Source organism: Streptomyces sp. NPDC034670, assembly GCF_055574875.1.
Window position 1 is genome coordinate 1 of sequence record NZ_JBVITR010000070.1, and the last position, 26,857, is coordinate 26,857.

Below are 26,857 nucleotides of genomic sequence, written 5' to 3' on the forward strand. Positions count from 1 at the left end.
GTCCTCGACGCGCTCGCGCAGCGCCGCCGCGCCGAGGGCCTGCCCGCCACCTCCGTCGCCTGGGGCGCCTGGGACGGCGGCGGCATGGCCGCCGGGCTCCAGGACGGCACCCGGCAGTCCGGGACGTCGCTCCTCGAACCGGCACTCGCGCTCACCGCGCTCGCCGAGCTGGTCGCCGAGGAACACCCCACCGCGGTGGTCGCCGACCTGCAGCACCCGCCGTTCCTCCAGGCGCTGTTCAGCCTCCGCCCGTCCGCCGCGCTCGCCGGACTCCCCGCCGCCCGCGAGGCACTGCGCACGGCGAACACCGGCCGTTCGGCCGGAACGGAGGCCCGGCGCGCCCTGCGCGAGCGGCTCCGCGCCGCCGCCCCGGCCGAACGGCTGCCGCTCCTGCTCGACCTCGTGCGCACCCACGCCGCCGCCGTCCTCGCCCACCCCGACCCGACCGCCGTACGGCCCGACAAGTCCTTCCAAGACCTCGGCTTCGACTCACTCACCGCGATGGAACTGCGCACCCGGCTGGCCCGCGTCACCGGCCTGTCCCTCCCCGCGGGTCTGCTGTTCGACCACCCGCGGCCCCGGACCCTCGCCGAACACATCCTGGGCGTCCTGCTGGACGAACCCGACGCCGCCGCCCGCGCGCCGCAGCCGGTCACGGCGGCGCGCACGGACGAACCGCTCGCCATCGTCGGCATGGCCTGCCGCTTCCCCGGCGGCGTGCGCTCCCCGGAAGACCTGTGGGAACTGCTCGCCGAGGGCCGCGACGCCATCGCCCCGTTCCCGACCGACCGCGGCTGGGACCTGGACGTGCTGGCCGGCTCCGGACGCGGGCACAGCGCCACCACCGAGGGCGGTTTCCTCGACGACGCCGCCGGGTTCGACCCGGAGTTCTTCGGCATCAGCCCGCGCGAGGCGCTCGCCATGGACCCGCAGCAGCGGGTCCTGCTGGAGACCTCCTGGGAGGCGTTCGAACGCGCCGGGATCGACCCGCACACCCTGCGCGGCAGCCGCACCGGCGTCTTCGTCGGCACCAACGGCCAGGACTACGCCGAACTGGTCGCCCGGTCCGCCGACGACGTGGAGACCCACCTCGGCACCGGCCTCGCGGCCAGCGTGATGTCCGGCCGCATCGCCTACGTGTTCGGCCTGGAGGGCCCCGCCGCCACGATCGACACCGCCTGCTCCTCCTCCCTCGTCTCACTGCACCTGGCCGCCCAGGCGCTGCGCAACGGCGAGTGCGAACTGGCCCTGGCGGGCGGTGTCACCGTCATGACCAGCTCGTCCAGCTTCTCCGGCTTCACCGCCATGGGCGGCCTCGCCGCCGACGGCCGCTGCAAGGCCTTCTCCGACGCGGCCGACGGCACCGGCTGGTCCGAGGGCGCCGGCGTCCTCGTCGTCGAGCGGCTGTCCGACGCCCGCCGCAACGGACACCGCGTCCTCGCCCTCGTACGGGGCTCCGCGGTCAACCAGGACGGCGCGTCCAACGGACTCAGCGCCCCCAACGGGCCCGCCCAGCAGCGGGTCATCCGGCAGGCGCTCGCGTCGGCCGGGCTGCGTCCGGCGGACGTCGACGCGGTGGAGGCGCACGGCACCGGCACCATCCTCGGCGACCCCATCGAGGCCGAGGCCCTGATGGCGGTCTTCGGCGCCGAGGAACGCGACCGGCCCCTGCTGCTGGGCGCCGTGAAGTCCAACATCGGCCACACGCAGGCCGCCGCCGGTGTCGCCGGAGTCATCAAGACCGTGCTGGCGCTGCGCCACGGCACCCTGCCGCGCACCCTGCATGTCGACCGGCCGTCCTCCCACGTCGACTGGTCGGCGGGCCCCGTCGTCCTCCTGGACCGCGACACGCCCTGGCCGAGCACCGGGCGGCCGCGCCGGGCCGGTGTCTCCTCGTTCGGCATCAGCGGCACCAACGCGCACGTGGTGCTGGAACAGGGCGACACCGGCGTCGACGCCGGCACCGGCGCCGACATCAGCACCCGCGAGGGCGTCGGCGCCGCGCCGGACGGGCGGGCCCGGGCCGCCGCGGGGCCGCTGCCCTGGGTGCTGTCCGCGCGCACCCCGGCCGCGCTGCGCGGGCAGGCCGCCGCGCTCGCCGCCCGGCTGGCCGCCGAACCGGCCCCGGACCCGGCCGACGTCGCGTTCTCCCTCGCGACCACGCGGGCCGCCTTCGAACACCGCGCCGTCGTCGTCGGCACCGGGCGCGACGCCCTCCTCGCCGGTCTCGGCACCCTGGCCGCCGGCGACGCCGTGGCCCGTTCCGTCGTACGCGGCACCGCCGACACCGACGGCCGGACCGTCCTGGTCTTCCCCGGCCAGGGCGCCCAGTGGGCCGGCATGGGAGCCCGACTGCTGGACGAGTCACCGGTGTTCGCGGAACGCGTCGCCGAATGCGCGGCGGCGCTCGCCGAGTTCACCGACTGGTCACTCCTCGACGTGCTGCGCGGCGCCGACGGCGCTCCCGGCCTGGACCGTGTCGACGTCGTACAGCCCGCCACCTGGGCCGTCATGGTCGCGCTCGCCGCCGTGTGGGAGGCCCACGGCGTCACCCCGGACGCGGTCGTCGGCCACTCCCAGGGCGAGATCGCCGCCGCCGTCGTCGCCGGGGCGTTGTCCCTGCCGGACGGGGCGCGTGCGGTCGCCCTGCGCAGCCGGGCCATCGCCCGCCGGCTCGCCGGACGCGGCGGCATGATCGCCGTGCCATTGCCCGCCGCCGACGTCGAGGCCCGCCTCGCCGCCCGCGGCGACGACCGGGTGTTCCTCGCCGCGGTCAACGCCCCGGACGCCGTCGTCATCAGCGGCGACGCCGCGGCCCTCGACGAACTGCACGAGCAGTTGACGGCGGAGGACGTACGGGTCCGGAAGATCGCCGTCGACTACGCCTCCCACTCCGCCCACGTCACCGACCTGAAGGACGAACTCCTCACCGCGCTGGCGCCGCTGACGCCCCGCACCGCCCGCGTACCGCTGCTCTCGACGGTCACCGGTGAACGGCTCGACACCACCGCCGCGGACGCCGGGTACTGGTACCGCAACCTGCGGCAGCCGGTGCGGTTCGCGGACGCCGTACGGGCCCTGTTCGACCAGGGCTTCACGACGTTCATCGAGGCGAGTCCGCATCCCGTGCTCACCGGTGCCGTCCAGTCCTGCGCCGAGCAGGCCGGGGTACGGGCCGTCACCGTCGGCACGCTGCGGCGCGGCGAGGACGGCACCGACCGGGTGCTCACCTCCCTGGCGGAGGCCCACGTGCGCGGTGTCGCCGTCGACTGGGCCCGGCCGGGCACCTTCGGCGCGGCCCGGGTCGTCGACCTGCCGACCTACGCCTTCCAGCGCCGCCGGTACTGGCCCACCCCGGCCGGCACCGCGACCGACGTGTCGGGCGCCGGACTCGACCCGACCGGACACCCGCTGCTCGGCGCCGCGGTGACCGTCGCCGACTCCGGCGACCTGGTCCTCACCGGCACCCTGTCGCTGTCCGCGCAGCCCTGGCTCGGCCAGCACCGGGTGTCCGGCGCGGTGTTCTTCCCCGGCACCGGATTCCTGGAACTCGCCGTCCGGGCGGGTGACGCCGCCGGGTGCGGGCGCGTCGACGAACTCACCGTCGCCGCCCCGCTGGTGCTGCCCGAACAGGGCGCCGTCCAGGTGCAGGTGCGCGTGACGGCACCCGACGAGGAAGGCCGCCGGCCCGTCCGCCTCCACTCCCGGCCCGCCCGCGGCGGCACCGCCTGGCAGCTGCACGCCACCGGCTTCCTCTCCCGTGAACCGCAGCCGCCGACACCCCTCGACACGACGGTGTGGCCGCCCGCCGGCGCCACCGGGATCGACGTCTCCGACATCTACCGCCGCTACGCCCGCGCCGGGCTCGACTACGGGCCCGCCTTCCAGGGCCTGCGCGGCGTGTGGCGGCTCGGCGAGGACGCGTACGCCGAGGTCGTCCTGCCCGGGGCGGCCCGCGCCGCCGACGGTTTCGGACTCCACCCCGCCCTGCTGGACGCCGTGCTGCACGCCGGCGTCCACGCCGGCGAGGAGAACGAACAGCGGATGCTGCCGTTCAGCTGGCAGGGCGCCACCCTGCACGCCTCCGGCGCGACCGTGCTGCGCGCCCGCATCGTCCGCACCGGGCCCGACACCATCGCCCTCGCCGCGACCGACGTCGAGGGCGACCCCGTGGTGAGCGTCGACGCGCTCACCCTGCGCGCCGGCGGCGACAGCCCCGCCCCCGCACCGGCCGACGATCCGCGCGACGCCCTGCTGCGCGTCGAATGGGTGCCCGCCCCGGACGGCCTCGCCGCACCGGCCGGCGCCCGCTGGGCCGTCGTCGGGGACGACGCCCACGGCCTCGGCCAGGCCATGGCCCTCGCCGGGGAGAACGTCGTCGCCTACACCGAGACGTTCGCGGGAGCCGTCGGCGAGGGCGGCGACAGCGGCCCCGTACCGCACGGCTTCCTCGTGTCCGTGGCCGGCGGCCGGGAGCCGGGCGACGTGCACGACACCGTGCACCGGGTGCTCGCCCTGCTCCAGGAGTGGCTCGCCGACGAACGCCTCGACCGTTCCCGGCTGCTGCTCGTCACGCGCGGCGCGATGGCCGCCGACGGCGAACACGTCACCGACCCGGCGGCCGCCGCCGTCTGGGGCCTGGTGCGGTCCGCGCAGTCGGAGAACCCCGGCCGCTTCGTGCTGGCCGACCTGGACGACACCGACGTGTCGGCCGTGGCCCTGCCCGCGCTGCTCGTCGCGGACGAGGACCAGTGGGTGATCCGCGAGGGGACGGCACGCGTCGCCAGGCTGGCCCGGGTCCCCGGGGACCACACCCGCGACGTCGCGTCCTGGAACCCCGACGGCACCGTGCTGATCACCGGCGGCACCGGCGGCCTCGGCGGTGAACTCGCCCGCCACCTGGTGACCCGGCACGGCGTACGGCACCTGCTGCTGGTCTCCCGCAGCGGCGAGGCCGCCCCCGGCGCCGCGGACCTGCGGGCCGAACTCACCGAGGCCGGCGCCTCCGTGACCGTCACCGCCTGCGACGTGTCCGACGGCGACGCCGTCGGCGCGCTGGTGGCCGGCGTGCCCGCCGAGCACCCGCTGACCGCCGTCGTGCACACCGCCGGCGCCCTGGACGACGGCGTACTGCCCTCCCTCACCCCCGACCGGGTCTCCGCAGTGCTGCGCCCCAAGGCGGACGGCGCCTGGCACCTGCACCGCGCCACCCGCGACACGGACCTCGCCGCCTTCGTCCTGTACTCCTCCGTCTCCGGCGTCCTCGGCAGCCAGGCCCAGGCGAGCTACGCCGCGGCCAACGCCTACCTCGACGCCCTCGCCGCCCACCGGCACGGGCAGGGGCTGCCCGCCACCTCGCTGTCCTGGGGCTTCTGGGCCCGCCGCACCGGCCTGACCGCCGACCTCACCGGCACCGACCTCCAGCGCATGGAACGCTCCGGGACACCGCCGCTCGGCCTCGAACTGGGCCTCGCCCTGTTCGACGCCGCGCTGGAGCGGAGCGAGGCGCACCTCGTGCCGCTGCGCGTCGACAGGTCCCGGCCCGGCGGGGACGTCCCGGCGATGCTGCGCGGCCTGGTCGGCGGCGCGCGCCGTACGGCCGCCACCGCGACCCGGTCGTTCGCCACCCTGCGGGACCGGCTCGGCCGCCTGGACACCGCCGCGCGGGAGCAGGCACTGACCGACCTGATCGTGGAGACCGCCGCCGTCCTGCTCGGCCGGCCCGAGGAGGGGGCGGTGGAACCGCACCGCGAATTCCTCACCATGGGCTTCGACTCACTCATCGCCCTGGAACTGCGCAACCAGCTCGGTGAGGCGCTCGGCATCCGTGTGCCGACGTCCGCCGTGTTCGACCACCGCACGCCCGCCCGGCTCGCCCGGTGGCTCCAGGGCCAGCTCGCCGCGCTCGGCGGCCGGACGGCCGGCGGCCCGGGCACACTGACCGCCGCCACGCGGGACAGCGCCCCCGACTCGGTCGTCAACCTGTTCTTCGACACCGTCAAGAACGGCAGGACGCTGGAGGCGATGCGGCTGCTGACGGCGGTGGCGGCGACCCGGCCGCAGGTCGAACTGACCGCCGAGGTGCCGGAGTTGCCGCAGCCGGTCACGCTGGCCGAAGGACCCGCCCTGCCGCGTCTGATCTGCGTCAGCGCGCCCGGCGCCACGGGCGGCGTGCACCAGTACGCCCGCATGGCGGCCCCGTTCCGCGGCAACCGGCACGTCAGCGCCCTGCCCCTGCTCGGCTTCACCGAGGGCGAGGCGCTGCCCGCCACCAGCGAGGCCGCGGTCCGGCTCATCGCCGAGAGCGCCCTGCTGGCCAGTGAGGGCGAACCCTTCGTCCTCGTCGGCTACTCCATGGGCGGCACCTTCGCCTATCGCGCGGCCGGAGTGCTGGAGGAGACCTGGGGGATCCGCCCGGAGGGCGTCATCATGCTCGACACGCTGAGCCTGGAGTACAAGGCGGGCGAGGGCGTCGACTGGGACCTCTTCCACGAGAACTACCTGGCCGACATCGACACCCCGTCCGTGAAGCTCGACAGCGCGCGGCTGTCCGCGATGGCGCAGTGGTTCCTGCGGATGACGACCGGTGGCGCCGAACGCTACAAGACGGGCGTGCCGAGCCTGCTGATCCGCTGCACGGAGTCCCTGCCCGGCGTCGGCCGCGGTGACGCGGCACCACCGGTGCCCGCGCACGTCACGCAGATGATCGAGGCGAGCCACCGGACCCTCATCGCCGACAGGGCCCACGAGACGGCCCGGCTGATGGAGGAGTGGCTGCGGACGCTGGAGGCGGACGGGCGGTGACCGGGCCACGGGCGGGTCTAGGGAAAACCGGGCCCGCCCGGACCTACGCTCCCGTCCAGTCTCGCTGAGTTCCCGATCCTCCGGAGGCGGTGCGGCGTCATGACGATCCTGTCCGGACTGGAGTTCCTGGAGTTCCACGACCCGGTCGCCGCTGAACCGGTGGCGGTCGTCGCGATGGCCTGCCGACTGCCCGGCGGGGTCACCGACCCGGAGGGCCTGTGGGAGCTGCTGCTGGCCCGCCGGGACGCCACCGGCCCGCTGCCCACCGACCGCGGCTGGGACCTGGACGGCCTTCACGGCCCCGCCGTCCCCCGGCGCGGCGGCTTCCTCGACGGCGTCGCCGACTTCGACGCCGGCTTCTTCGGACTGTCGCCCCGCGAGGCCGTCGCCACCGACCCCCAGCAGCGGCTGCTGCTGGAGACCGCCTGGGAGGCCGTCGAACGGGCCGGCATCGACCCGCTGTCCCTGCGCGACACCCGCACCGGGGTCTACGTCGGCGTCAGCGGCGAGGACTACGCGCTCCTCACCGCCCGGGCCGCCGAGGACGCCACGCGGCACTCGGTCACCGGCACCGCGCCCGGCGTCGCCTCCGGCCGCCTGGCCCACCTCCTCGGGCTGCGCGGCCCGGCCATCACCCTCGACACCGCGTCGTCGTCCTCGCTCACCGCACTGCACTGCGCCGTCCGGGCCCTGCGCGCGGGGGAGTGCACCCTGGCGCTGGCGGGCGGCGCGACCGTGATGTCCACGCCGCGCGGCCTGATCGGCTACGCCCTCCGGGGCGGTCTCGCCCCCGACGGGCGCTGCAGGCCGTTCTCGGACGACGCGGACGGCACCGCGTGGGCCGAGGGCGCCGGCGTCCTCGTGCTGGAGAGACTCACCGACGCCCGCCGCAACGGACACCCCGTACTCGCCCTCGTCCGCGGCACCGCCGTCAACTCCGACGGCGCCACCGACGGCCTGACCACCCCCAGCGGCGCCGCCCAGCGGGAGGTCGTCGCCCAGGCACTCGAAGACGCCGGCCTCGGCCCGGCCGACGTGGACGCCGTGGAGGCGCACGGCACCGGCACCCGCGTCGGTGACCCCGTCGAGGGCCGCGCACTGCTCGCCGCGTACGGCCGGGACCGGGAACGCCCGCTGCTCGTCGGGTCGCTGAAGTCCAACATCGGTCACACCCAGGCCGCCGCCGGGGTCGCCGGTGTCGTCAAGGCCGTACTGGCGCTGCGGCACGGCGTCCTGCCCGCGACCCTGCACGTCACCAGGCCCACCGCGGCCGTCGACTGGTCCGCCGGGTCGGCGGAGCTGGTGCGCGACACCACCGAGTGGCCCGCGACGGGCCGCCCGCTCCGCATGGCGGTGTCGTCGTTCGGCATTGGCGGCACCAACGCGCACGTGATCCTGGAGCAGGCCCCGGCCCCGGAGGCCGCCCCCGCCCCGGAAGCGGCTCGCGTCCCGGAGGGGGCGTCGGAACCCGCCGCGGAGGGCGTCACTCCGCGCACCGTGCCGTGGGTGGTGTCCGCGCACACCGCGAACGCCCTCGACGCGGCGGTGGCCCGGCTGCGCCGACTGCCCGCCCCGGACGACGGGGCCCGCGCGGACATCGCCTACTCGCTGGCCACCGGCCGCGCCGCCACGCTGCCGCACCGCACGGTGCTGCTCGCCTCCGCCGACGGCACCGCCCAGGCCGCGCGCTGCGTCGCCGAACCGGGCCCGGTCGCCGTGCTGTTCCCCGGGCACGCCGGTTCCGCCCGGCCGACGTGGGGCGGCGAACTGGCCGACCGGTTCCCCGTGTTCGCCCGCGCCTTGGACGCCGTGCTCGCCGCCTTCGGCGACCTGCCGGCCGCTGCCGAGCGCGACGATCCGGCCGGCGAACCCCTACTGTTCGCCCATGAAGTGGCCCTGTACCGGCTGCTGGAGTCCTTCGGCGTGAGCCCCGCCTACGTCACCGGGCACGGGCTCGGGGAGGTGACCGCCGCACATGTGGCCGGTGCGCTGTCGCTGCCGGACGCCTGCCGCCTCGTGGCCGCCCGGGCCCGGGTGCCGCGGGAGACCGCGGCGGGCGAGGCGGTGGCCGTCCACGCCACCGAGGCCGAGGTGCTGCCGCTGCTCACCGACGGCGTGACGCTCGCCGCGGTCGACGGCCCCGACAGGATCGTCCTGGCGGGGACGGCGGGGGAGGTGCGGCGCATCGCCGGCGCCTTCGCCGCCGAGGGCCGCGCCGTCACCCCTGTGGGGCCCCTGCGCCCGGCCCCCGCGGACGCGTCCGCCCTGGACGCGTTCCGCCGCGAAGTGGCCGGCCTGGAGCCACGTCCGTCCCGCATCCCGGTCGTCTCGGCCGTCACCGGCACCCTGGCCACCGACCCGCAGTTGGCGTCCGTCGACCACTGGGTGCGGCTCCTGCGCGACACCGTGCGGTTCGGCGACGCCGTGACGGCGCTGCGGGAGGCGGGCGTCCGCACGTTCCTCGAAGCCGGACCCGACGCCGTACTGACCGCGCGCACCGCCGAACGCTTCGCCGGGACCGGGACGGTGACCGTCGCCGCCCAACGCGCGGACCGGTCCGCCGAAGAGGCGCTGCTGTCCGCGCTGGCCCGGCTGCACGTCACCGGCACCGACATACGCTGGCCCGCCCTGTTCGCGGGCACCGGCGCACGCCGCACCGACCTTCCCACCTACCCGTTCCAGCGCGAGCGCCACTGGCCCGCCCTGGAGTCCCGGTCAGCCGCGGAGCGGCCCGGCCGGCCGGCCACCGACGCGGCGGAGCTGCGCGCGCTCACCGGCCCACGCCGCGTACGCGCCCTGCTCGCCCTCATCCGCACCGAGGCCGCCGCCGCGCTCGGGCACGCCGACCCCGAGCGCATCGACCCCCGCCTCGCCCTGCGCGCCTCGGGCCTCGACTCCTACGCCGAGACCGAGTTGCGCGCCCGCCTCGCCCGGGCCACCGGCCTGCACCTGCCCGGCACCCTCTTCTACGACCGGCCGACCCCGGCCGCGCTCGCCGCCCGCCTGGCCGAGCAACTCGACGAGCAGCCCCAGGCGGCCGAACCGCCCGCCTGGCCCGAGGACTTCGAACGCGCCCTGCGCGCCCTGCCCGAGGACCACCCGGACCGGCATGCCGCACTGAGCAGGCTCGAAGGGCTCCTCGAGGAGCTGCGCCCGGAGGGCCGGCGACCCACGGCGCGGACCCGCCGCACGAACCGTGCCGCGGACGACGACGACCTCGCCGCCGTGCCCGTCGACCGGCTCCTGGACCTCATCGACAAGGAGTTCCCGGTCCGCTGACCGGCGCCCTCCGACCTCCGCAGACCACGCACGCACGCGTCATCGCGATGGGACATCTCCCGTGCAGGAAGAGCAGCAGGACACAGTCGTCGACTACCTCCGCCGGGTCACGGCGGAGCTGCGCCGCGCCCACCGGCGCATCGGGGAACTGGAGTCCGCCCAGCCGGCCGAGCCCGCCCAGCCGGCCGAGCCCGCCCAGCCGGCCGAGCCCGTCCGGCCGGCCGAGGCCGCCGGGCCGGGTGCGCCCGGCGGGCGCGGGGCCGAGCCCGTCGCCGTCGTCGGCATGGGATGCCGGCTGCCCGGCGGTGTCTCCTCGCCCGACGACCTGTGGAACCTGGTCGACTCCGGCGGTGACGCCGTCACCGGCTTCCCCGCCGACCGGGGCTGGGACCTGCCCGCCCTGCTGACCGGGAGCACCGCTCGCGGCGGCGGGTTCCTCGCCGGCGCCGACGAGTTCGACGCCGAGTTCTTCGGCATCGCGCCGCGCGAGGCCGCCGCGATGGACCCGCAGCAGCGGCTGTTCCTGGAGGTGGCCTGGGAGGCGCTGGAACGGGCCGGCATCGACCCGCTCTCTCTGCGCGGCAGCCGCACCGGCGTCTACGCCGGCACCTACCAGTGGGACTCCGGGCGTCCCGGCCCCGGCGTGGACGACGACGCGGGCCACGTCATGACCGGCACCGCGTCCAGCGTCCTGTCCGGCCGCCTCGCCTACGTCCTCGGTCTCGAGGGCCCGGCGCTGACCGTCGACACCGCCTGCTCGTCCTCCCTGGTCGCCCTGCACACCGCCGTCCAGGCGCTACGCGCCGGCGAGGCCGAACTGGCCGTCGTCGGCGGGGTCACCGTGCTGTCCGACCCGGCGGTCTTCACCGAGTTCAGCAGGCAGGGCGGGCTCGCGCCCGACGGACGCTGCAAGGCGTTCGCCGAGGGGGCCGACGGCACCGGCTGGTCCGAGGGCGTCGGTGTGCTCGTCGTGGAGCGGCTGTCCGACGCGCGCCGCCGCGGTCATCCGGTCCTGGCCCTGGTGCGCGGCAGCGCCGTCAACTCCGACGGCGCCTCCAACGGCCTCACCGCCCCCAGCGGCCGGGCCCAGCAGCAGGTCGTCCGGCAGGCACTGGCCGCGGCCGGCCTCGGCCCCGCCGACGTGGACGCCGTCGAAGCACACGGCACGGGCACGCGGCTCGGCGACCCCGTCGAGGCGCAGGCCCTTCTCGCCACCTACGGGCAGCACCGAGAACGGCCGCTGCTGCTCGGCTCGTTGAAGTCCAACATCGGACACACGCAGGCCGCGGCCGGGATCGCCGGCGTCATCAAGATGATCCTGGCGATGCGGCACGGCCGGTTGCCGCGCACCCTGCACGCCGACACGCCCACCACCGCCGTCGACTGGAAGTCGGGCCGGGTCGAGCTGCTGCGTGAGCCCACCGACTGGCCCGGCACCGGCCGGGAACGCCGGGCCGCCGTGTCGTCGTTCGGGATCAGCGGCACCAACGCGCACGTGGTGCTGGAGGAGGCGCCCGCACCTGCCCCGGCCGAGGAGCCCGACGCCGAGCCCGCGGCCGCCCCCCGGGCGGTGCCCTGGCCGGTCTCCGGCCGCAGCGCCGCCGCCCTCGCGGACCAGACGGCGCGCATCAGGGCGGCGGCCTCCGACCACGCCCCGCTGGACGTCGGGTACTCGCTCGCCGCCGGACGGTCGGTGTTCGAGCACCGGGCCGTGCTGCTGGGTTCCGCCGAGGGCGCCCCCGTGCTCGCCGAGGGCGTCGCCGTCGAGGAACCGCCGCTCGCGGTGCTGTTCTCCGGACAGGGCAGCCAGCGCCTCGGGACGGGCCGCGCACTCGCCGAGCGCCGTCCGGTGTTCGCGGACGCCCTGGACGAGACCCTCGGCCTGCTCGATCCACGGGTGCGGGCCGTGATGTGGGGCGGCGACGAACCGGCCCTGCACCGCACCGAGTTCGCACAGCCCGCCCTGTTCGCCGTCGAGGTCGCCCTGTACCGGCTCGTCGAGTCCTGGGGCGTGCGCCCCGAATACCTGATCGGCCACTCCGTCGGGGAGATCGCCGCCGCCCACGTGGCCGGCGTGCTGTCCCTGCCCGACGCCTGCCGCCTGGTGACCGCGCGGGCCCGCCTGATGCAGGGGCTGCCCGCCGGGGGAGCGATGATCGCCGTCGCCGCAAGCGAGGACGACGTGCGCCCGCTGCTGGACGAGGGCGAGGGCGTGGCGCTCGCCGCCGTCAACGGGCCCCGGTCCGTGGTGGTCTCGGGCCCGGAGGAGGCCGCCGAGGCCGTCGCCGCCCGCCTGGCCGCAGCCGGGCACCGCACCGCCCGGCTGCGGGTCTCGCACGCCTTCCACTCGCCGCTGATGGACCCCGTCCTGGACTCCTTCCGCGCCGCCGTGGCGGGCCTGACCCTCGCCGAACCGGCGATCCCCGTGATCTCCGACGTGACCGGCCGCCTCGCCGACCCGGGCCAACTCACCGACCCCGACTACTGGGTACGCCACCTGCGGCAGACCGTGCGCTTCGCCGACGGTGTGCGGACGCTGGCCGGCCAGGGCGTCGGCGCCTGGCTGGAGATCGGCCCCGGCGGCGTCCTCGCGGCGCTCACGCAGGAGTCCCTGCCGCCGGGCGCCGTCGTCGTGCCCCTGCTGCGCGACGACCAGGACGAGGAGCAGTCCGCCGTGACCGCCCTCGCCCGGCTCCACGTGCACGGCGTCGGCGTCGACTGGACGGCGCTGTTCGCCGGCACCGGCGCCCGCCGGGTCGACCTGCCGACGTACCCCTTCCGACGGCAGCGGTTCGCACCCCGCCGCCACCCCGGTGGAGGGACGGCCGCGGACGCGGACTTCCTGGCGGCCGTCGGGCGCACGGACGCCGCCCGGCTGGCGGAGCGGCTCGGCGTGGCCGAGTCGGCGGTCCGTGCCGTCATACCCGCGCTGCTGTCCTGGCGGGCCCGGCACCGCGACCGGGCGGCCGTGGACGGCCTGCGGCACCGGGAGACGTGGCTGCCGCGCGCGTACCCGCCGGCCGAGGTCGCCGGCACCTGGCTGCTGCTGCACCCGGACGCCGAGGATCCCTGGGCACGGGCGGCGGCGGACGCGCTGGGACCGGGCGCGGTGCGGGTGCCGTGCCCGGCCGGTGCCGACCGCGGCGAACTCACCGCGCTGCTCACGGACGCGGTCCGGGACACGTCCGTGACCGGTGTGCTGTGCCTCACCGCGCCCGGTCTGCCCGGGCTCCTCTCGGCGGCGGCCGTGGTCCAGGCCACGGGCGACGCCGGTGTCCGGGCACCCCTGTGGTGCGTGACCCGCGACGCGGTGGCCGCCACGGACGGCGACCGGGTGAGCGGCCTCGACCAGGCCGCCGTATGGGGTCTTGGACGGGTCGCCGCACGCGAGTTCCCGGACCGCTGGGGCGGCCTGATCGACCTGCCCGCGACCGGTCCGGACCCGGCGGCGGTCGGCACCCTGCTGGCCGTCGTCGCGGCGGGCGACGGCGAGGACGAGGTCGCGATCCGCGCCACGGGGGCCTACGTACGGCGCCTCGTACCGGCTCCCCGCCGGGAATCCGAGCCGCCGGCCGACCCACGCCCCGACGCCACCGCCCCCGTCGCCGGCGGCACCCGCCCCGGCACCGGCGGCACCACCCTCGTCACCGGAGGCACCGGCGGTCTCGGTGCCCAGGTCGCCCGGTGGCTGGCCCGCGAGGGCGCGCGGCGGCTGCTGCTGGTCTCCCGGCGCGGACCGGACGCACCCGGCGCGGCCGAACTGCGCGCCGAACTGACCGCGTCCGGCTGCGAGGTGGACATCGCCGCCTGCGACGTCACCGACCGGGCCCGGCTCGCGGACCTGCTCGCGGCCGTCCCCGCCGACCGGCCGCTCACCGCCGTCGTGCACGCCGCCGGGGTACTGGACGACGGTGTCCTGGACCGGCTGACACCCGAACGGTTCACCGAGGTGTACCGCACCAAGGCCACCGGCGCGCTGCTGCTCGACGAACTGACCCGCGGCCACGACCTGTCCGCGTTCGTGCTGTTCTCGTCGGTGTCGGGCGCCGTCGGCAACCCCGGCCAGGCCAACTACGCGGCCGCCAACGCCGTACTGGACGCCCTCGCCCGGCGCAGACACGCCGAGGGCCTGCCCGCGCTCGCCGTCGCCTGGGGCGCCTGGCGCGGCGCCGGCATGGCCGCAGGCCTCGCGGACGGGCGGGCCGACCGGGCCGGGCTCGGCGGCCTCGACCCCGACCTCGCCCTCACCGCCCTGCTGGAGGCGACCACCGAACCCCACCCGGCCCTCGTCGTCGCCGAGGCGGCCCCGCTCGCCGCCGCGCTGCGCACCGGCCTGCGCCGCAGCCCGCTGTTCGACGCGCACCCCGCCGCCGGCGGCCCCCGCACGGCGGGGCGGCCCGCGCCCCCGCTGGCCGACCGGCTGCGCACCAGCCCCGCCGCCGAGCACCCGGCGCTCGTCCTCGACACGGTGCGCGCCCAGGCCGCCGCCGCCCTCGGCCACACCCGCGCCGGCGCGATCCCGGCCGACCGCGCCTTCCGCGCCTCCGGCTTCGACTCGCTCACCGCCGTCGACCTGCGCAACCGCCTCGCCGCCGCCACGGGCCTGCCCCTCACCGCGGGCGTCGTCTTCGACCACCCCACCCCGCGCCGGCTCGCCGAACACCTGCTGGCGTCCCTGACCGGCACCCTCGACGACACCGCCCCGGCCGACGCACCGGCCCCCGGCCACGACCCGGACGACCCCGTGGTGATCGTCGGCATGGCCTGCCGCCTGCCGGGCGGCGCCGACTCGCCGCACCGCCTGTGGGAGCTGCTCACCGACGAGCGCGACGTCGTCGGCCCCTTCCCGGCCGACCGCGACTGGGACCTCGGCGAGTTCGACGGCGGCCCCGGCAGCCGCTTCGAGGGCGGATTCCTGCACGACGCCGCCGACTTCGACGCGGCCTTCTTCGGCATCTCGCCGCGCGAGGCCGTCACCATGGACCCGCAGCAGCGGCTGCTGCTGGAGACCGCGTGGGAGGCCTTCGAGCGGTCCGGCATCGACCCGCTCACCCTGCGCTCCACCCGCACCGGCGTGTTCGTCGGCAGCAACGGCCAGGACTACGCCCACGTCGTCAGCGGAGCCGAGGAACGCACCGAGAGCCACGCCGCCACCGGCCTGGCCGCCAGCGCCATGTCCGGCCGGATCTCCTACGTCCTGGGCCTGGAGGGCCCCGCGCTCACCGTCGACACCGCCTGCTCGTCCTCCCTGGTCGCCCTGCACCAGGCGGTGACCGCGCTGCGCGCCGGGGAGTGCTCCCTCGCCCTCGCGGGCGGGGTCACCGTGATGACCGACCCGGCGAGCTTCGCGCGCATCCAGCGGCTCGGTGCCATCGCCGGCGACGGCCGCTCCAAGGCCTTCTCCGACGACGCCGACGGCACCGGCTACTCGGAGGGCGTCGCCCTGCTCGTCGTCGAGCGGCTGTCCGACGCGCGCCGCAACGGCCACCGCGTCCGTGCCGTCGTCCGGGGGTCCGCCGTGAACCAGGACGGCGCGTCCAACGGCCTGACCGCCCCGAACGGGCCCGCCCAGCAGCGCGTCATCCGGCAGGCGCTCGCCGACGCCGGGCTCGGCCCGGCCGACGTGGACGCCGTGGAGGCGCACGGCACCGGCACCCGGCTCGGCGACCCCATCGAGGCGGGCGCGCTCCTCGCGACGTACGGCAAGGACCGCGAGGACCCGGTGTGGCTGGGCTCGGTGAAGTCCAACATCGGGCACACGCAGGCGGCGGCGGGCGCGGCCGGCGTCATCAAGGCGGTGCTGGCCATGGAGCACGGCGTCCTGCCGCGCACCCTGCACGCCGACGCGCCCTCCACCCGAGTCGACTGGAACTCGGGTGCCGTACGGCTGCTGCGGTCGGCGCGGCAGTGGCCGCGCGCGGAGCGTCCGCGCCGGGCGGCCGTCTCGGCGTTCGGCATCAGCGGCACCAACGCCCACGTCGTCCTGGAGGAGGCACCCGCGGCACCCTCCCCGTCACCCCCCGCGCCGACCCCGGACCCGGCCGAGGGCTTCGACGTCCCGCTCCCGCTGGCCGCCCGGTCCGCGCCCGCGCTCGCCGAACAGGCCGCCCGGCTCGCCCGGTTCCTGCGGGCCGACCCCGCGACCCCGCCCACGGCGACCGGCTGGGCCCTCGCCACCACCCGCTCGGCCTTCACCCACCGTGCCGTCGTCCTGGGCGCCGACCGCGACGAACTCCTCGGATCCCTGGACGCCCTGGCGGCCGGCGGTGCGGCCCCGGCGCTGGTGCGGGGGGCCACCGTCGGCAGTGACGCCGGGCCCGTGTTCGTCTTCCCCGGGCAGGGTTCCCAGTGGTGGGGCATGGGCCGCGAACTCCTCGGCACCTCACCGGTGTTCCGTACGGCGGTCCGTGACTGCGCCGACGCCCTCGCCCCGTACGTCGACTGGTCGCTGACCGACGTGCTCGCCGGTGAGGGCGACGACCCGGAGATGCTGCACCGGGCCGACGTCGTACAGCCCGCGCTGTTCTCGATGATGGTCGCGCTGACCGCGCTGTGGCGCTCCCACGGTGTGGAACCGGGCGCCGTCGTCGGCCACTCGCAGGGCGAGATCGCCGCCGCGCACGTGGCGGGAGCGTATGCGCTGGAGGAGGCGGCCCGGCTCGTCGCGCTGCGCGGCCGGACCATGCTGAAACTGGCCGGGCTCGGCGGCCTGATGTCCGTCTTCGCGCCCGCCGACCGCGTCGCCCCGCTCCTCGAGGCCTGGCCCGGACGGCTCTCCCTGGCCGTCCTCAACGGACCCGCCTCCGTCGTCGTGTCCGGGGAACGCCGAGCCCTCGACGAACTGAGCGCCCGCTGCGCGGAAGAGGGCCTGCGCACCAGGCACGTCCAGTCCGACATCGCGGGGCACGGCCCGCAGACCGAGGCAGTGCGCGACGAACTGCTCGCAGTGCTGGGAGAACTGAGCCCGAGGCCCGGTCGGATCCCGTTCTTCTCCACCGTCACCGGCGGACGGGTCGACACCACCGAACTGACCGCCGACTACTGGTACCGGAACCTGCGGCACACCGTGCGCATGGAGCAGACCACGCGGTCCCTGCTGGACGCCGGGCACCGGGTGTTCGTCGAGAGCAGCCCGCACCCGGTGCTGACCGGCGCGATCGGCGAGACCAGCGAGGCGGCCGGCGTCGAGGACGCCGTGGCCCTCGGTACGATCCGCCGCTCCGCCGGCGGCACCCGCACCTTCCTGCTCGCGGCGGCCACCGCCTGGTCCGCCGGGGTGCCCGTGGACTGGCGGCCCTGCTACCCCGACGCGGTCCGCTCCGCGCCGCCCGTCGAACTGCCCACCTACCCCTTCCAGCGACGCCGGTACTGGCCCACGCCCCGGCCGGCGGCAGCAGCCGCCGATGACGGCGACACCGCGTTCTGGGAACTCGTCGACAGCGGCGACACGGCCCGGCTCGCCGCCGAGACAGGCCTCGGCAAGGAGGAGTTGGCCGCCGTGCTGCCCGCCCTGGCCGACCGGCGCCGACGGGCCCGGCAGCGCGCGCTCGCCGCCTCCTGGTGCTACCGGGACGACTGGCAGCCGGTGCCGGAGCCCGCCGGGGACCGCAGCGTCCGACGGCTGGTCGTCGTGCCGAGCGGGTACGCCGACGACCCCTGGGTCCGCGCCGTGGTCGCCGCCCTGGGACCCGACACCACCCGCGCCGACGTCGACCCGGCCACCGCCGACCGCGCCTCCCTCACCGGATTGCTCACCCGGCCCCCGTCCAGCACCGCACCGCGTGACGCGGCCACCACCGGGCCGGCCCCCGAAGGCACCGCGGGACCCGCCACCGACGGCACGCCCCACGACGCGTCGCGCTCCGGGCCGCCCTCCGTCGTCGTCTCCCTGCTCGGCCTCGCCGAGGAGCCCGGCGACGCCCGCCGTCCGGCCGTCCCCGCCGGACTCGCCGCCACCGTCGCCCTGATCCAGGCGCTCGCCGACACCGCCACCGGCGCGAGGCTGTGGTGCCTGACCCGTGAGGCCGTCGCCGCCGTACCCGGCGACCCGGTACGGCACCCGACGCAGGGCGCGCTGTGGGGCCTCGGACGCGTCGTCGCCCTCGAACAGCCCGGCCTGTGGGGCGGACTGGCCGACCTGCCCGGCACCCTCGACACCCGCACCGGCGCGCTCCTCGCCGGCCTGCTGACGCCGGACGCCACGGAGGACCAGGCCGCCCTGCGCCCCTCCGGCATCCACGGGCGGCGTCTCCTGCCCGCCGGGGAGCCCGCGCCGGCCGACGCCTGGCGCACCAGCGGTACCGCCCTGATCACCGGAGGCACCGGCGCGCTCGGCGTCCGCCTCGCCCGCTGGGTCGTCGCCCGGGGCGCCGAACACGTCGTCCTCCTCAGCCGCGGCGGCCCCGACGCCCCCGGCGCCGACGCCATCCGGCAGCAGCTCACGGACAGCGGCGCCCGGATCACCATCGCGGCCTGCGACACCGCCGACCGCGATGCCCTCGCCGCCCGACTCGCCGCCGTACCGGACGAGTTCCCGCTCACCACCGTCCTCCACGCCGCCGGCGTCTGCGACGGCGACAGCGCGGCGACCGCCCTCACCCCGGACACGCTCGACGCGCTGCTGCGCGCCAAGCTGCTCGGCGCACGCCACCTGCACGAACTCACCGCGGACCGTGACCTCGACGCGTTCGTGCTGTTCTCCTCGGGCGCCGCGTCCTGGGGCAGCGCAGGCCAGCCCGCCTACGCCGCCGCCAACGCCTACCTCGACGCGCTCGCCCAGCACCGCCGTGCCGCGGGCCTGCCCGCCACCTCCGTCGCCTGGGGCGCCTGGGGCGGGACAGGCATGGCCACCGCACCCGGCCTGGCCGCCGAACTCGCGCGGCGCGGCGTCGAACCCATGGAGCCCGGCACCGCGCTCACCGCCCTGCAACGCGCCCTCGACGAGAACCGCACCGGCATGACCGTCTCCGCGATGGACTGGGCGAAGTTCCTCCCGGCGTTCACCGCCGCCCGGCCGAGCCCCCTGCTCTCCGCGCTCCCCGAGGCACGCGAACCGCAGCCCACGCCCGACGCCCTCCCGGACGGCGACGGCACCGCTCCCGGCCTGCGCGAGCGGCTCGCCGACCTGCCCGACACGGAACGCGCCCGGCTGCTCCTCGACGTCGTCCGCACCGAGGCCGCCGCCACCCTCGGACACGCCGGCGCCGACGCCGTACCCGCCGGACGCGCCCTGCGCGACCTCGGCTTCGACTCCGTCAGCGCCGTCGACCTGCGCAACCGCCTCAAGAAGGCGACCGGCCTGCCGCTGCCCGCCTCCCTCGTCTTCGACCACCCCGACGCCACCGCCATCGCCGCCCACCTCAAGGCCGAGCTGTTCCCCACCGCCGACACCGCCGACGACCCCGACGCGGCCGTCCGCGCCGCGCTCGCCACGATCCCGCCCGCCCGGCTCCGCAGGGCCGGACTGCTCGACCTCGTCCTGCAACTCGCCGACGCCGACCCGGCCGACGGCCCGTCCGCCCACGCGTACGGCGACCCGGACGACGGACCACGGTCCGACGGCCCCGGCGACCCGCACGACCTGGACGCGCTCGACGGCGAGAGCCTGCTGCGGCTCGCGGCCGAGACCGCCACGGACCGACGCGCCCGCCCGACCCGAGAGAGCCCGCATTGAACACACCGAACCCCTACGTCGAGGCGCTGCGGACCTCCCTGAAGGAGAACGAGCGGCTGCGCCGGCAGAACCAGCAGCTCATCTCGGCGGCCGTGGAACCGATCGCCGTCGTCGGCATGGGCTGCCGTTTCCCCGGCGGCGTCACCTCCCCGGAGGACCTGTGGCGGCTCGTCGTCGAAGGGCGCGACGCCATCGGCGGCTTCCCCACCGACCGCGGCTGGGACCTCGCCCGCCTGGCCGGCGACGGACCCGGCCGCAGCCGGACCCACGAGGGCGGCTTCCTCGACGGGATGACCGAGTTCGACCCGGCGTTCTTCGGGATCTCCCCGCGCGAGGCCGTCGCCATGGACCCGCAGCAGCGGCTCCTCCTGGAGACCGCGTGGGAGGCCCTGGAACGCGCCGGCATCGCTCCCACCGCGCTGCGCGGCAGCCGCACCGGCGTCTTCGCGGGCACCACCATCCAGGACTACGCCAAGGTCGTCGCCGACGCCCGCGAGGACATGCGGATCTACGCCACCACCGGCCACGCCGCCGGTGTGCTCTCCGGCCGCATCTCCTACGTCCTCGGCCTCGAAGGACCCGCCGTCACCGTCGACACCGGCTGCTCCTCCTCCCTGGTCGCCCTGCACTGGGCCGTGCAGTCCCTGCGCACCGGCGAGTCCAGCCTCGCCCTGGCGTGCGGCGCGACCGTGATGTGCACGCCGGGGACGTTCGTCTCCTTCACGGCGCAGGGCGGGCTGGCCGCCGACGGGCGCTGCAAACCGTTCTCGGCCGCCGCCGACGGCGTCGGCTGGAGCGAGGGCGCCGGCGTCCTCGTCCTCGAACGGCTCGCCGACGCCCGCCGCAACGGCCACCCCGTCCTCGCGGTCGTCCGCGGCACCGCCCTCAACCAGGACGGCGCCTCCAACGGCATCAGCGCCCCCAACGGCCCCGCGCAGCAACGTGTCATCCGCGCCGCCCTCGACAACGCCGGTCTCACCCCCGACCAGATCGACGCCGTCGAGGCCCACGGCACCGGCACCACCCTCGGCGATCCCATCGAGGCCCAGGCCCTCATCGCCGCCTACGGCCGGAACCGCGAGCGCCCCCTGCTGATCGGATCGTTGAAGTCCAACATCGGCCACACCCAGGGCGCCGCCGGAGTCGCCGGCGTCATCAAGACGGTGCTGGCCCTGCGCCACGGGCTGCTGCCGCGCAGCCTGCACGCCGAACACCCCACCCCCGACGTCGACTGGACGGCGGGTTCGGTCCGGCTGCTCAGCGAGAACACGCCGTGGCCGAGCAGCGGGGCACCGCGCCGGGCCGGCGTGTCCTCCTTCGGCATCAGCGGAACGAACGCGCACGTCATCCTGGAACAGGCGCCTCCCGCCGAGGACCCCGCGCCGACCACCGCGGCCGCCCCGACGCTCACCCCGTGGCCGGTGTCCACCCGCACGGCCACCGCCCTGACCACCCAGCTGGACCGCCTCACCGAGGCCGCGTCCGGCCTCGACCCCCTCCACGTCGGCCACTCCCTCGCCACCGGCCGCGCGCACCTCGAACACCGCGCCGTCCTGCTGCCGGTCGAGGGCGGCGCGCCGCGCGAGCTGGCCCGCGGCATGGCCACCGAGGGCGGCCTCGCCGTCCTGTTCACCGGTCAGGGCAGCCAGCGCCTCGGCATGGGAAGGGAGTTGTACGACCGTTTCCCCGTCTTCGCCGGGACACTGGACGAGCTGTTCACCCACCTCGATCCCGCCCTGCGGGACGTGATGTGGGGCGACGACGAGGAACGGCTGAACCGTACCGAGTACGCCCAGCCCGCCCTGTTCGCCGTCGGGACCGCCCTCTACCGGCTGGCGGAGTCGCTCGGGGTGCGGCCCGGCTTCCTCGCCGGGCACTCCGTCGGCGAGATCACCGCCGCCCACGTCGCCGGGGTGCTGGCCGCCGAGGACGCCTGCGCGCTCGTCACCGCGCGGGGCCGGCTCATGCAGGCACTCCCCGAGGGCGGCGCCATGGTCGCCGTCGAGGCCACCGAGGCGGACGTACGCCCGCTGCTGACCGACGACGTGGCCCTGGCCGCCGTCAACGGTCCCACCGCCGTCGTCCTGTCCGGCGCCGAGGACGCCGTGCTCGCCGTCGCCGACCGGCTCGGCGCGGCCGGGCACCGCACCCACCGGCTGGCGGTCTCGCACGCCTTCCACTCACCGCTGATGACGCCCGTGCTCGGAGCCTTCCGCGAGGCCGTCGCCGGGCTCACGTTCCACGAGCCGCACCTGCCCGTCGTCTCCACCGTCACCGGCCGCACCGCCACGACCCGTGAACTGCGCGATCCCGACCACTGGGTGCGGCACGCCGTCGCCACCGTGCGCTTCGCCGACGCCGTACGGACCCTGACCGCCCGGGGAGTGCGCGCCCACCTGGAACTGGGCCCCGACGCAGTGCTGTCCGCGCTCGTCACCGGCCTCGACCCCGGTTCCGGCGCCGACGCCACCGACGCGTCCCGCACCGTCGCCGTACCGCTCCTGCGCGCCGGACGACCGGAAGAGCTGTCCCTCCTGACCGGCCTGGCCCGGCTGCACACCGCGAGCACCGCAGGGACCGTCGACTGGGCCGCCCTCTACCGGGACACCGGCGCCCGCCGCGTCGACCTGCCGACCACCGTCTTCGAACGACAGCGCTACTGGCCCACCCCGAACGGCCGGGTGCGCGACGCCGCCGGTCTCGGCCTCGGCCCGACCGGCCACCCCCTCCTCGGGGCTGCCGTGGACCTCGCCGACGGCCAGGGCGCCGTCCTCACCGGCCGACTGGCACCGGCGAACCAGCCGTGGCTCGCCCAGCACGTCGTCCACGGCCGTGTCCTCGTCCCCGGCACGGCCTTCCTGGACGTCGTCCTGCGGGCCGGCGAGGAGGTCGGCTGCGACCACGTCCACGACCTCACCCTCACCGCCCCGCTCGAGCTCCCCGCACGGGAGGCCGTGCACGTCCAGGTGCGCGTCGGCCCGCAGGCCGCCGACGGCCGCCACCCCGTCACGGTCCACTCCCGCCGCGAGGCGGCCACCCCCGACGAGCCGTGGACCGACCACGCCACCGGCCACCTCGGCACCGCCCCGAGCACCGCCGGGGCGACACCCTCCGAGGACGCCTTCGACGCCACCGCATGGCCGCCCCCCGGCGCCGAACCCGTCGACCTCTCCGACTGCTACGACCACCTGGAACACCTCGGCTTCAGCTACGGCCCCGTCTTCCGCGGCCTGCGCGCCGCCTGGCGCCGGGGAAGCGAACTGTTCACCGAGGCCGTCCTGCCGCGCGAGGCCCACACCGACGCCGCGGCCTTCGCGCTCCACCCGGCCCTGTCCGACGCCGCTCAGCACGCCGCCGCCCACGGCGACCTCGGAGCGCTCAGCGAGGGCGGCCTGCCGTTCTCCTGGGAGGGCGTGACCCTCCACGCCACCGGCGCCACGACCGTACGGACCCGGCTGGCCCGCCTCGACCACGACACCGTCAGCCTGCACGCCGCCGACCCGGCCGGCCGCCCCGTACTGTCCGTCGCGGCCTTCGCCACCCGGCCGCCCGTCCGGGCCACCGCTACGCCCGGGGCCGTCCCCGACGCGCTGTACGCCGTGGACTGGATCCCGGTCGACGGTTCGGGCGTCATGGGCCCGGAGACGGTCGCGGTGGTGGGCCCGGACACGGACGACCTGGCCGCGGCCCTGCGCTCGGCGGGGGCAACCGTCACGACGTGGCCCCGCCTGTCGGACCTGACGGCGCCGGACGAGACGCCGCCGCCCGTCGTCCTGGTCCGTCTCGCGTCCGGCGGGGACCCGGTGCCCACCGCGCTGCACCGCACCGCCGAACAGGCGCTCCGCCTGGCGCAGGAGTGGCTGTCCGAGCCCCGCTTCGCCGCCGCGCGCCTGGTCGTGGCCACGGCCGGCGCCGGCGACCTGGCGGCAGCCGCGGCACGCGGACTGCTGCGCACGGCCCGGACCGAGAATCCCGGCCGCTTCACCGTCCTCCACCTCGACGGCCCGCCGGGCGGATCGCAGGACGATGCGCACGACGGCCCGCTCGACGGGCGCTTGCTGCGCCGAGCCCTGACCGCGCCCGAGCCCGAGATCCGCCTCTCCGCGGCCGGTCTGCTCGCCCCCAGACTGCGCAGGGCACCCCGCACCACGCCACCACCCGTCTGGGACGTCTCCGGCACCGTGCTGGTCACCGGCGGCACCGGAGGCCTGGGCGCGCTCCTCGCCCGCCATCTGGTGACCCGGCACGGAGCCCGCGACCTCCTCCTGGTCTCCCGCCGGGGTCCCGACGCCCCCGGCGCCGACCGACTCGCCGCCCACCTCACCGAACTCGGTGCCCGTGTCAGGATCGTCGCCTGTGACGTCGGAGACCGCGACGCCCTGGCCCGTGTCCTCGTCGGGGAGCGCCTGTCCGCCGTCGTCCACACGGCCGGAACCGTCGACGACGGCGTCGTGGAAGCCCTCACCCCCGCACGCCTCGCCACCGTCCTGCGGCCCAAGTCCGACGCCGCCTGGCACCTGCACGAACTCGCCCCCGACGTCGGCACGTTCGTCACCTTCTCCTCGGCGGCGGGCACCCTGGGCAGCGCGGGCCAGGCCAACTACGCCGCCGCCAACGCCTTCCTCGACGCCCTCGCGGAACACCGCCACGCACACGGCCTGCCCGCCCTCTCCCTGGCCTGGGGACCCTGGGACGTCGCGAGCAGCGCGATGACCGGCGAGCTCACCGACGTGGACCGGGCTCGCCTGGCCCGCTCCGGCTTCCCGTTCCTCACCCCCGACCAGGGACTCGCCCTCTTCGACGCCGCCCCGGCCACGGGGCGCCCCGCCGTCCTCCCCATCGGGATCGACCCGACCGCACTGCGCGCCCGCGACGACGTCCCCGCGCTCCTGCGTGACCTCGTCGGCCCGCGCACACGACGTACGGCGGCGGCCACGGCTGCGGCTCCGCTCCCGGACCGGGCGGCAGGCGGCACACCCGTGGCCGACCTCGGACAACGGCTCACCCCGCTCGACCACGCGGAACGGCGAGCCGCGCTGCTCCACCTGGTCCGCGAGAACGTGGCCGCGGTCCTCGGCCATCAGGACACCGAGGGCGTGGCGGCCGACCGTCCCTTCCGCGACCTGGGCTTCGACTCCCTGACGGCCGTGGAACTGCGCAACGCGCTGAACACCGCGACGGGACTGCGACTGCCCGCCACGCTCGTCTTCGACCACCCGACACCCCACGCGCTGGCCGAGCGTCTGCTCGCCGACCTCTTCCCGGACGACACGTCCGAGCCGCCCGCCGCGCAGGCGGCGTTGCCCGCCTCCGGAGCCACCGACGATCCGGTGGTGATCGTGGGGATGGCGTGCCGGTTCCCGGGCGGGGTGGCCTCGCCGGAGGAGCTGTGGCGGCTGGTGTCGGAGGGGGTGGACGCGGTGGGGGAGTTCCCGGCGGACCGCGGCTGGGACCTGGAGCGGCTGTATCACCCCGATCCGCGGCATCCCGGCACCTCGTCCGCCAGGGAAGGGGGGTTCCTCGCGGGCGTGGGCGGGTTCGATGCGGAGTTCTTCGGGATGAGTCCGCGGGAGGCGCTGGCGACGGACGCGCAGCAGCGGCTGCTGCTGGAGGCGTCGTGGGAGGCGGTCGAGCGGGCCGGTATCGATCCGGTGTCGCTGCGCGGCAGCCGCACGGGTGTGTTCGCGGGCGTCATGTACAACGACTACCGGGATCTGCTGACCGGTCCCGAGCACGAGGCGTTCCGCGGCAACGGCAGTGCGCCGAGCATCGCGTCGGGCCGGGTCGCGTATGCCCTGGGTCTGGAGGGGCCGGCGGTGTCGGTGGACACGGCGTGTTCGTCGTCGTTGGTGGCGGTGCATCTGGCGGCGCAGGCGCTCAGGGCGGGGGAGTGCGCGCTGGCGCTCGCCGGCGGGGTGACGGTGATGTCGACGCCGGCGGCGTTCGTGGAGTTCTCCCGGCAGGGCGGGCTGGCGCCGGACGGGCGGTGCAAGGCGTTTTCGGACGCGGCCGACGGGGTGGGCTGGGCCGAGGGCGTCGGGGTGCTGGTGCTGGAGCGGTGGTCCGAGGCCCGCCGCCGTGGGCACCGGGTCCTGGCGGTGGTGCGGGGCAGTGCGGTGAACCAGGACGGGGCGTCCAACGGGCTGACGGCGCCGAACGGGCCGTCGCAGCAGCGGGTGATCCGCCAGGCGCTGGCGGCCGCGGGGCTGGCTCCGGCGGATGTGGATGTGGTGGAGGCCCATGGCACGGGCACGAGGCTGGGTGATCCGATCGAGGCGCAGGCGCTGCTGGCCACCTACGGGCGGGAGCGGGAGCGGGAGCGGCCGCTGTGGCTGGGGTCGGTGAAGTCGAATCTGGGGCATACGCAGGCCGCCGCCGGGGTGGCGGGTGTGATCAAGATGGTGCTGGCGATGCGGCACGGGGTGGTGCCGCCCACCCTGCACGCGGACGTGCCGTCCTCGCAGGTGGACTGGTCGGCCGGGGCGGTGGAGCTGGTGCGCGCGCAGACCGTGTGGCCGGACACCGGGCGGCCGCGGCGGGCCGGTGTCTCCTCCTTCGGCGTGAGCGGCACCAACGCGCACCTGATCCTGGAACATGTCCCCGGACGGCCGGAACCCGACGACACGGCGGATCCGGCGGTGGACGTGTTCCCGTGGATCGTCTCGGCGAGGACCGCCGACGCGCTGGACGTACAGCTGGATCGTCTCGGCACGCATGCGCACGGCACCGCCCACGACATCGGACACCTGCTGGCGACCGGCCGTGCGCGGTTCGCGCACCGGGCCGTGCTGCTGGCCGGACCCGACGGTGTGGTCGAGGCCGCGCGCGGTGTGGCCACGGGAGCGGCCCCGCTGGCGTTCGTGTTCTCCGGGCAGGGCTCCCAGCGGCCGGGGGCGGGCCGGGAGCTGTATGAGCGGTTCCCGGTGTTCGCCGAGGCGCTGGATGCCGTGCTGGCCGGGTTCGATCCGTGCCTGCGGGAGGTCATGTGGGGCGGGGAGGCCGAGGTGCTGGAGCGGACGCAGTACGCCCAGCCGGCGCTGTTCGCGGTGCAGGTGGCGCTGTTCCGGCTGGTGGAGTCCCTCGGGGTCACGCCGGACTACC

At 76.6% G+C, this 26,857-nt stretch carries 3 protein-coding genes and 1 pseudogene; all 4 read left to right on the forward strand.

Going from position 1 to position 26,857, the window contains the following annotated elements:
- Nucleotides 1-6,804: SDR family NAD(P)-dependent oxidoreductase (locus tag ACZ56B_RS30055; RefSeq protein WP_468797339.1), on the forward strand; the 6,804-nt coding region annotated here is incomplete at its 5' end.
- 147 nt (nt 6,805-6,951) lie between these two features.
- Nucleotides 6,952-10,083 (forward strand): annotated as a pseudogene (locus ACZ56B_RS30060) (type I polyketide synthase); the annotation flags it as partial.
- Nucleotides 10,084-10,144: 61 nt separating this feature from the next.
- Entirely contained in the window at nt 10,145-19,756 is a 9,612-nt protein-coding gene (locus ACZ56B_RS30065; RefSeq protein WP_468797341.1) for a type I polyketide synthase, read from the forward strand.
- Nucleotides 19,753-26,857, forward strand: a 7,105-nt coding sequence (locus tag ACZ56B_RS30070) for a type I polyketide synthase (RefSeq protein ID WP_468797343.1), incomplete at its 3' end; no start/stop codon positions are given. The genes ACZ56B_RS30065 and ACZ56B_RS30070, both read left to right, overlap by 4 nt.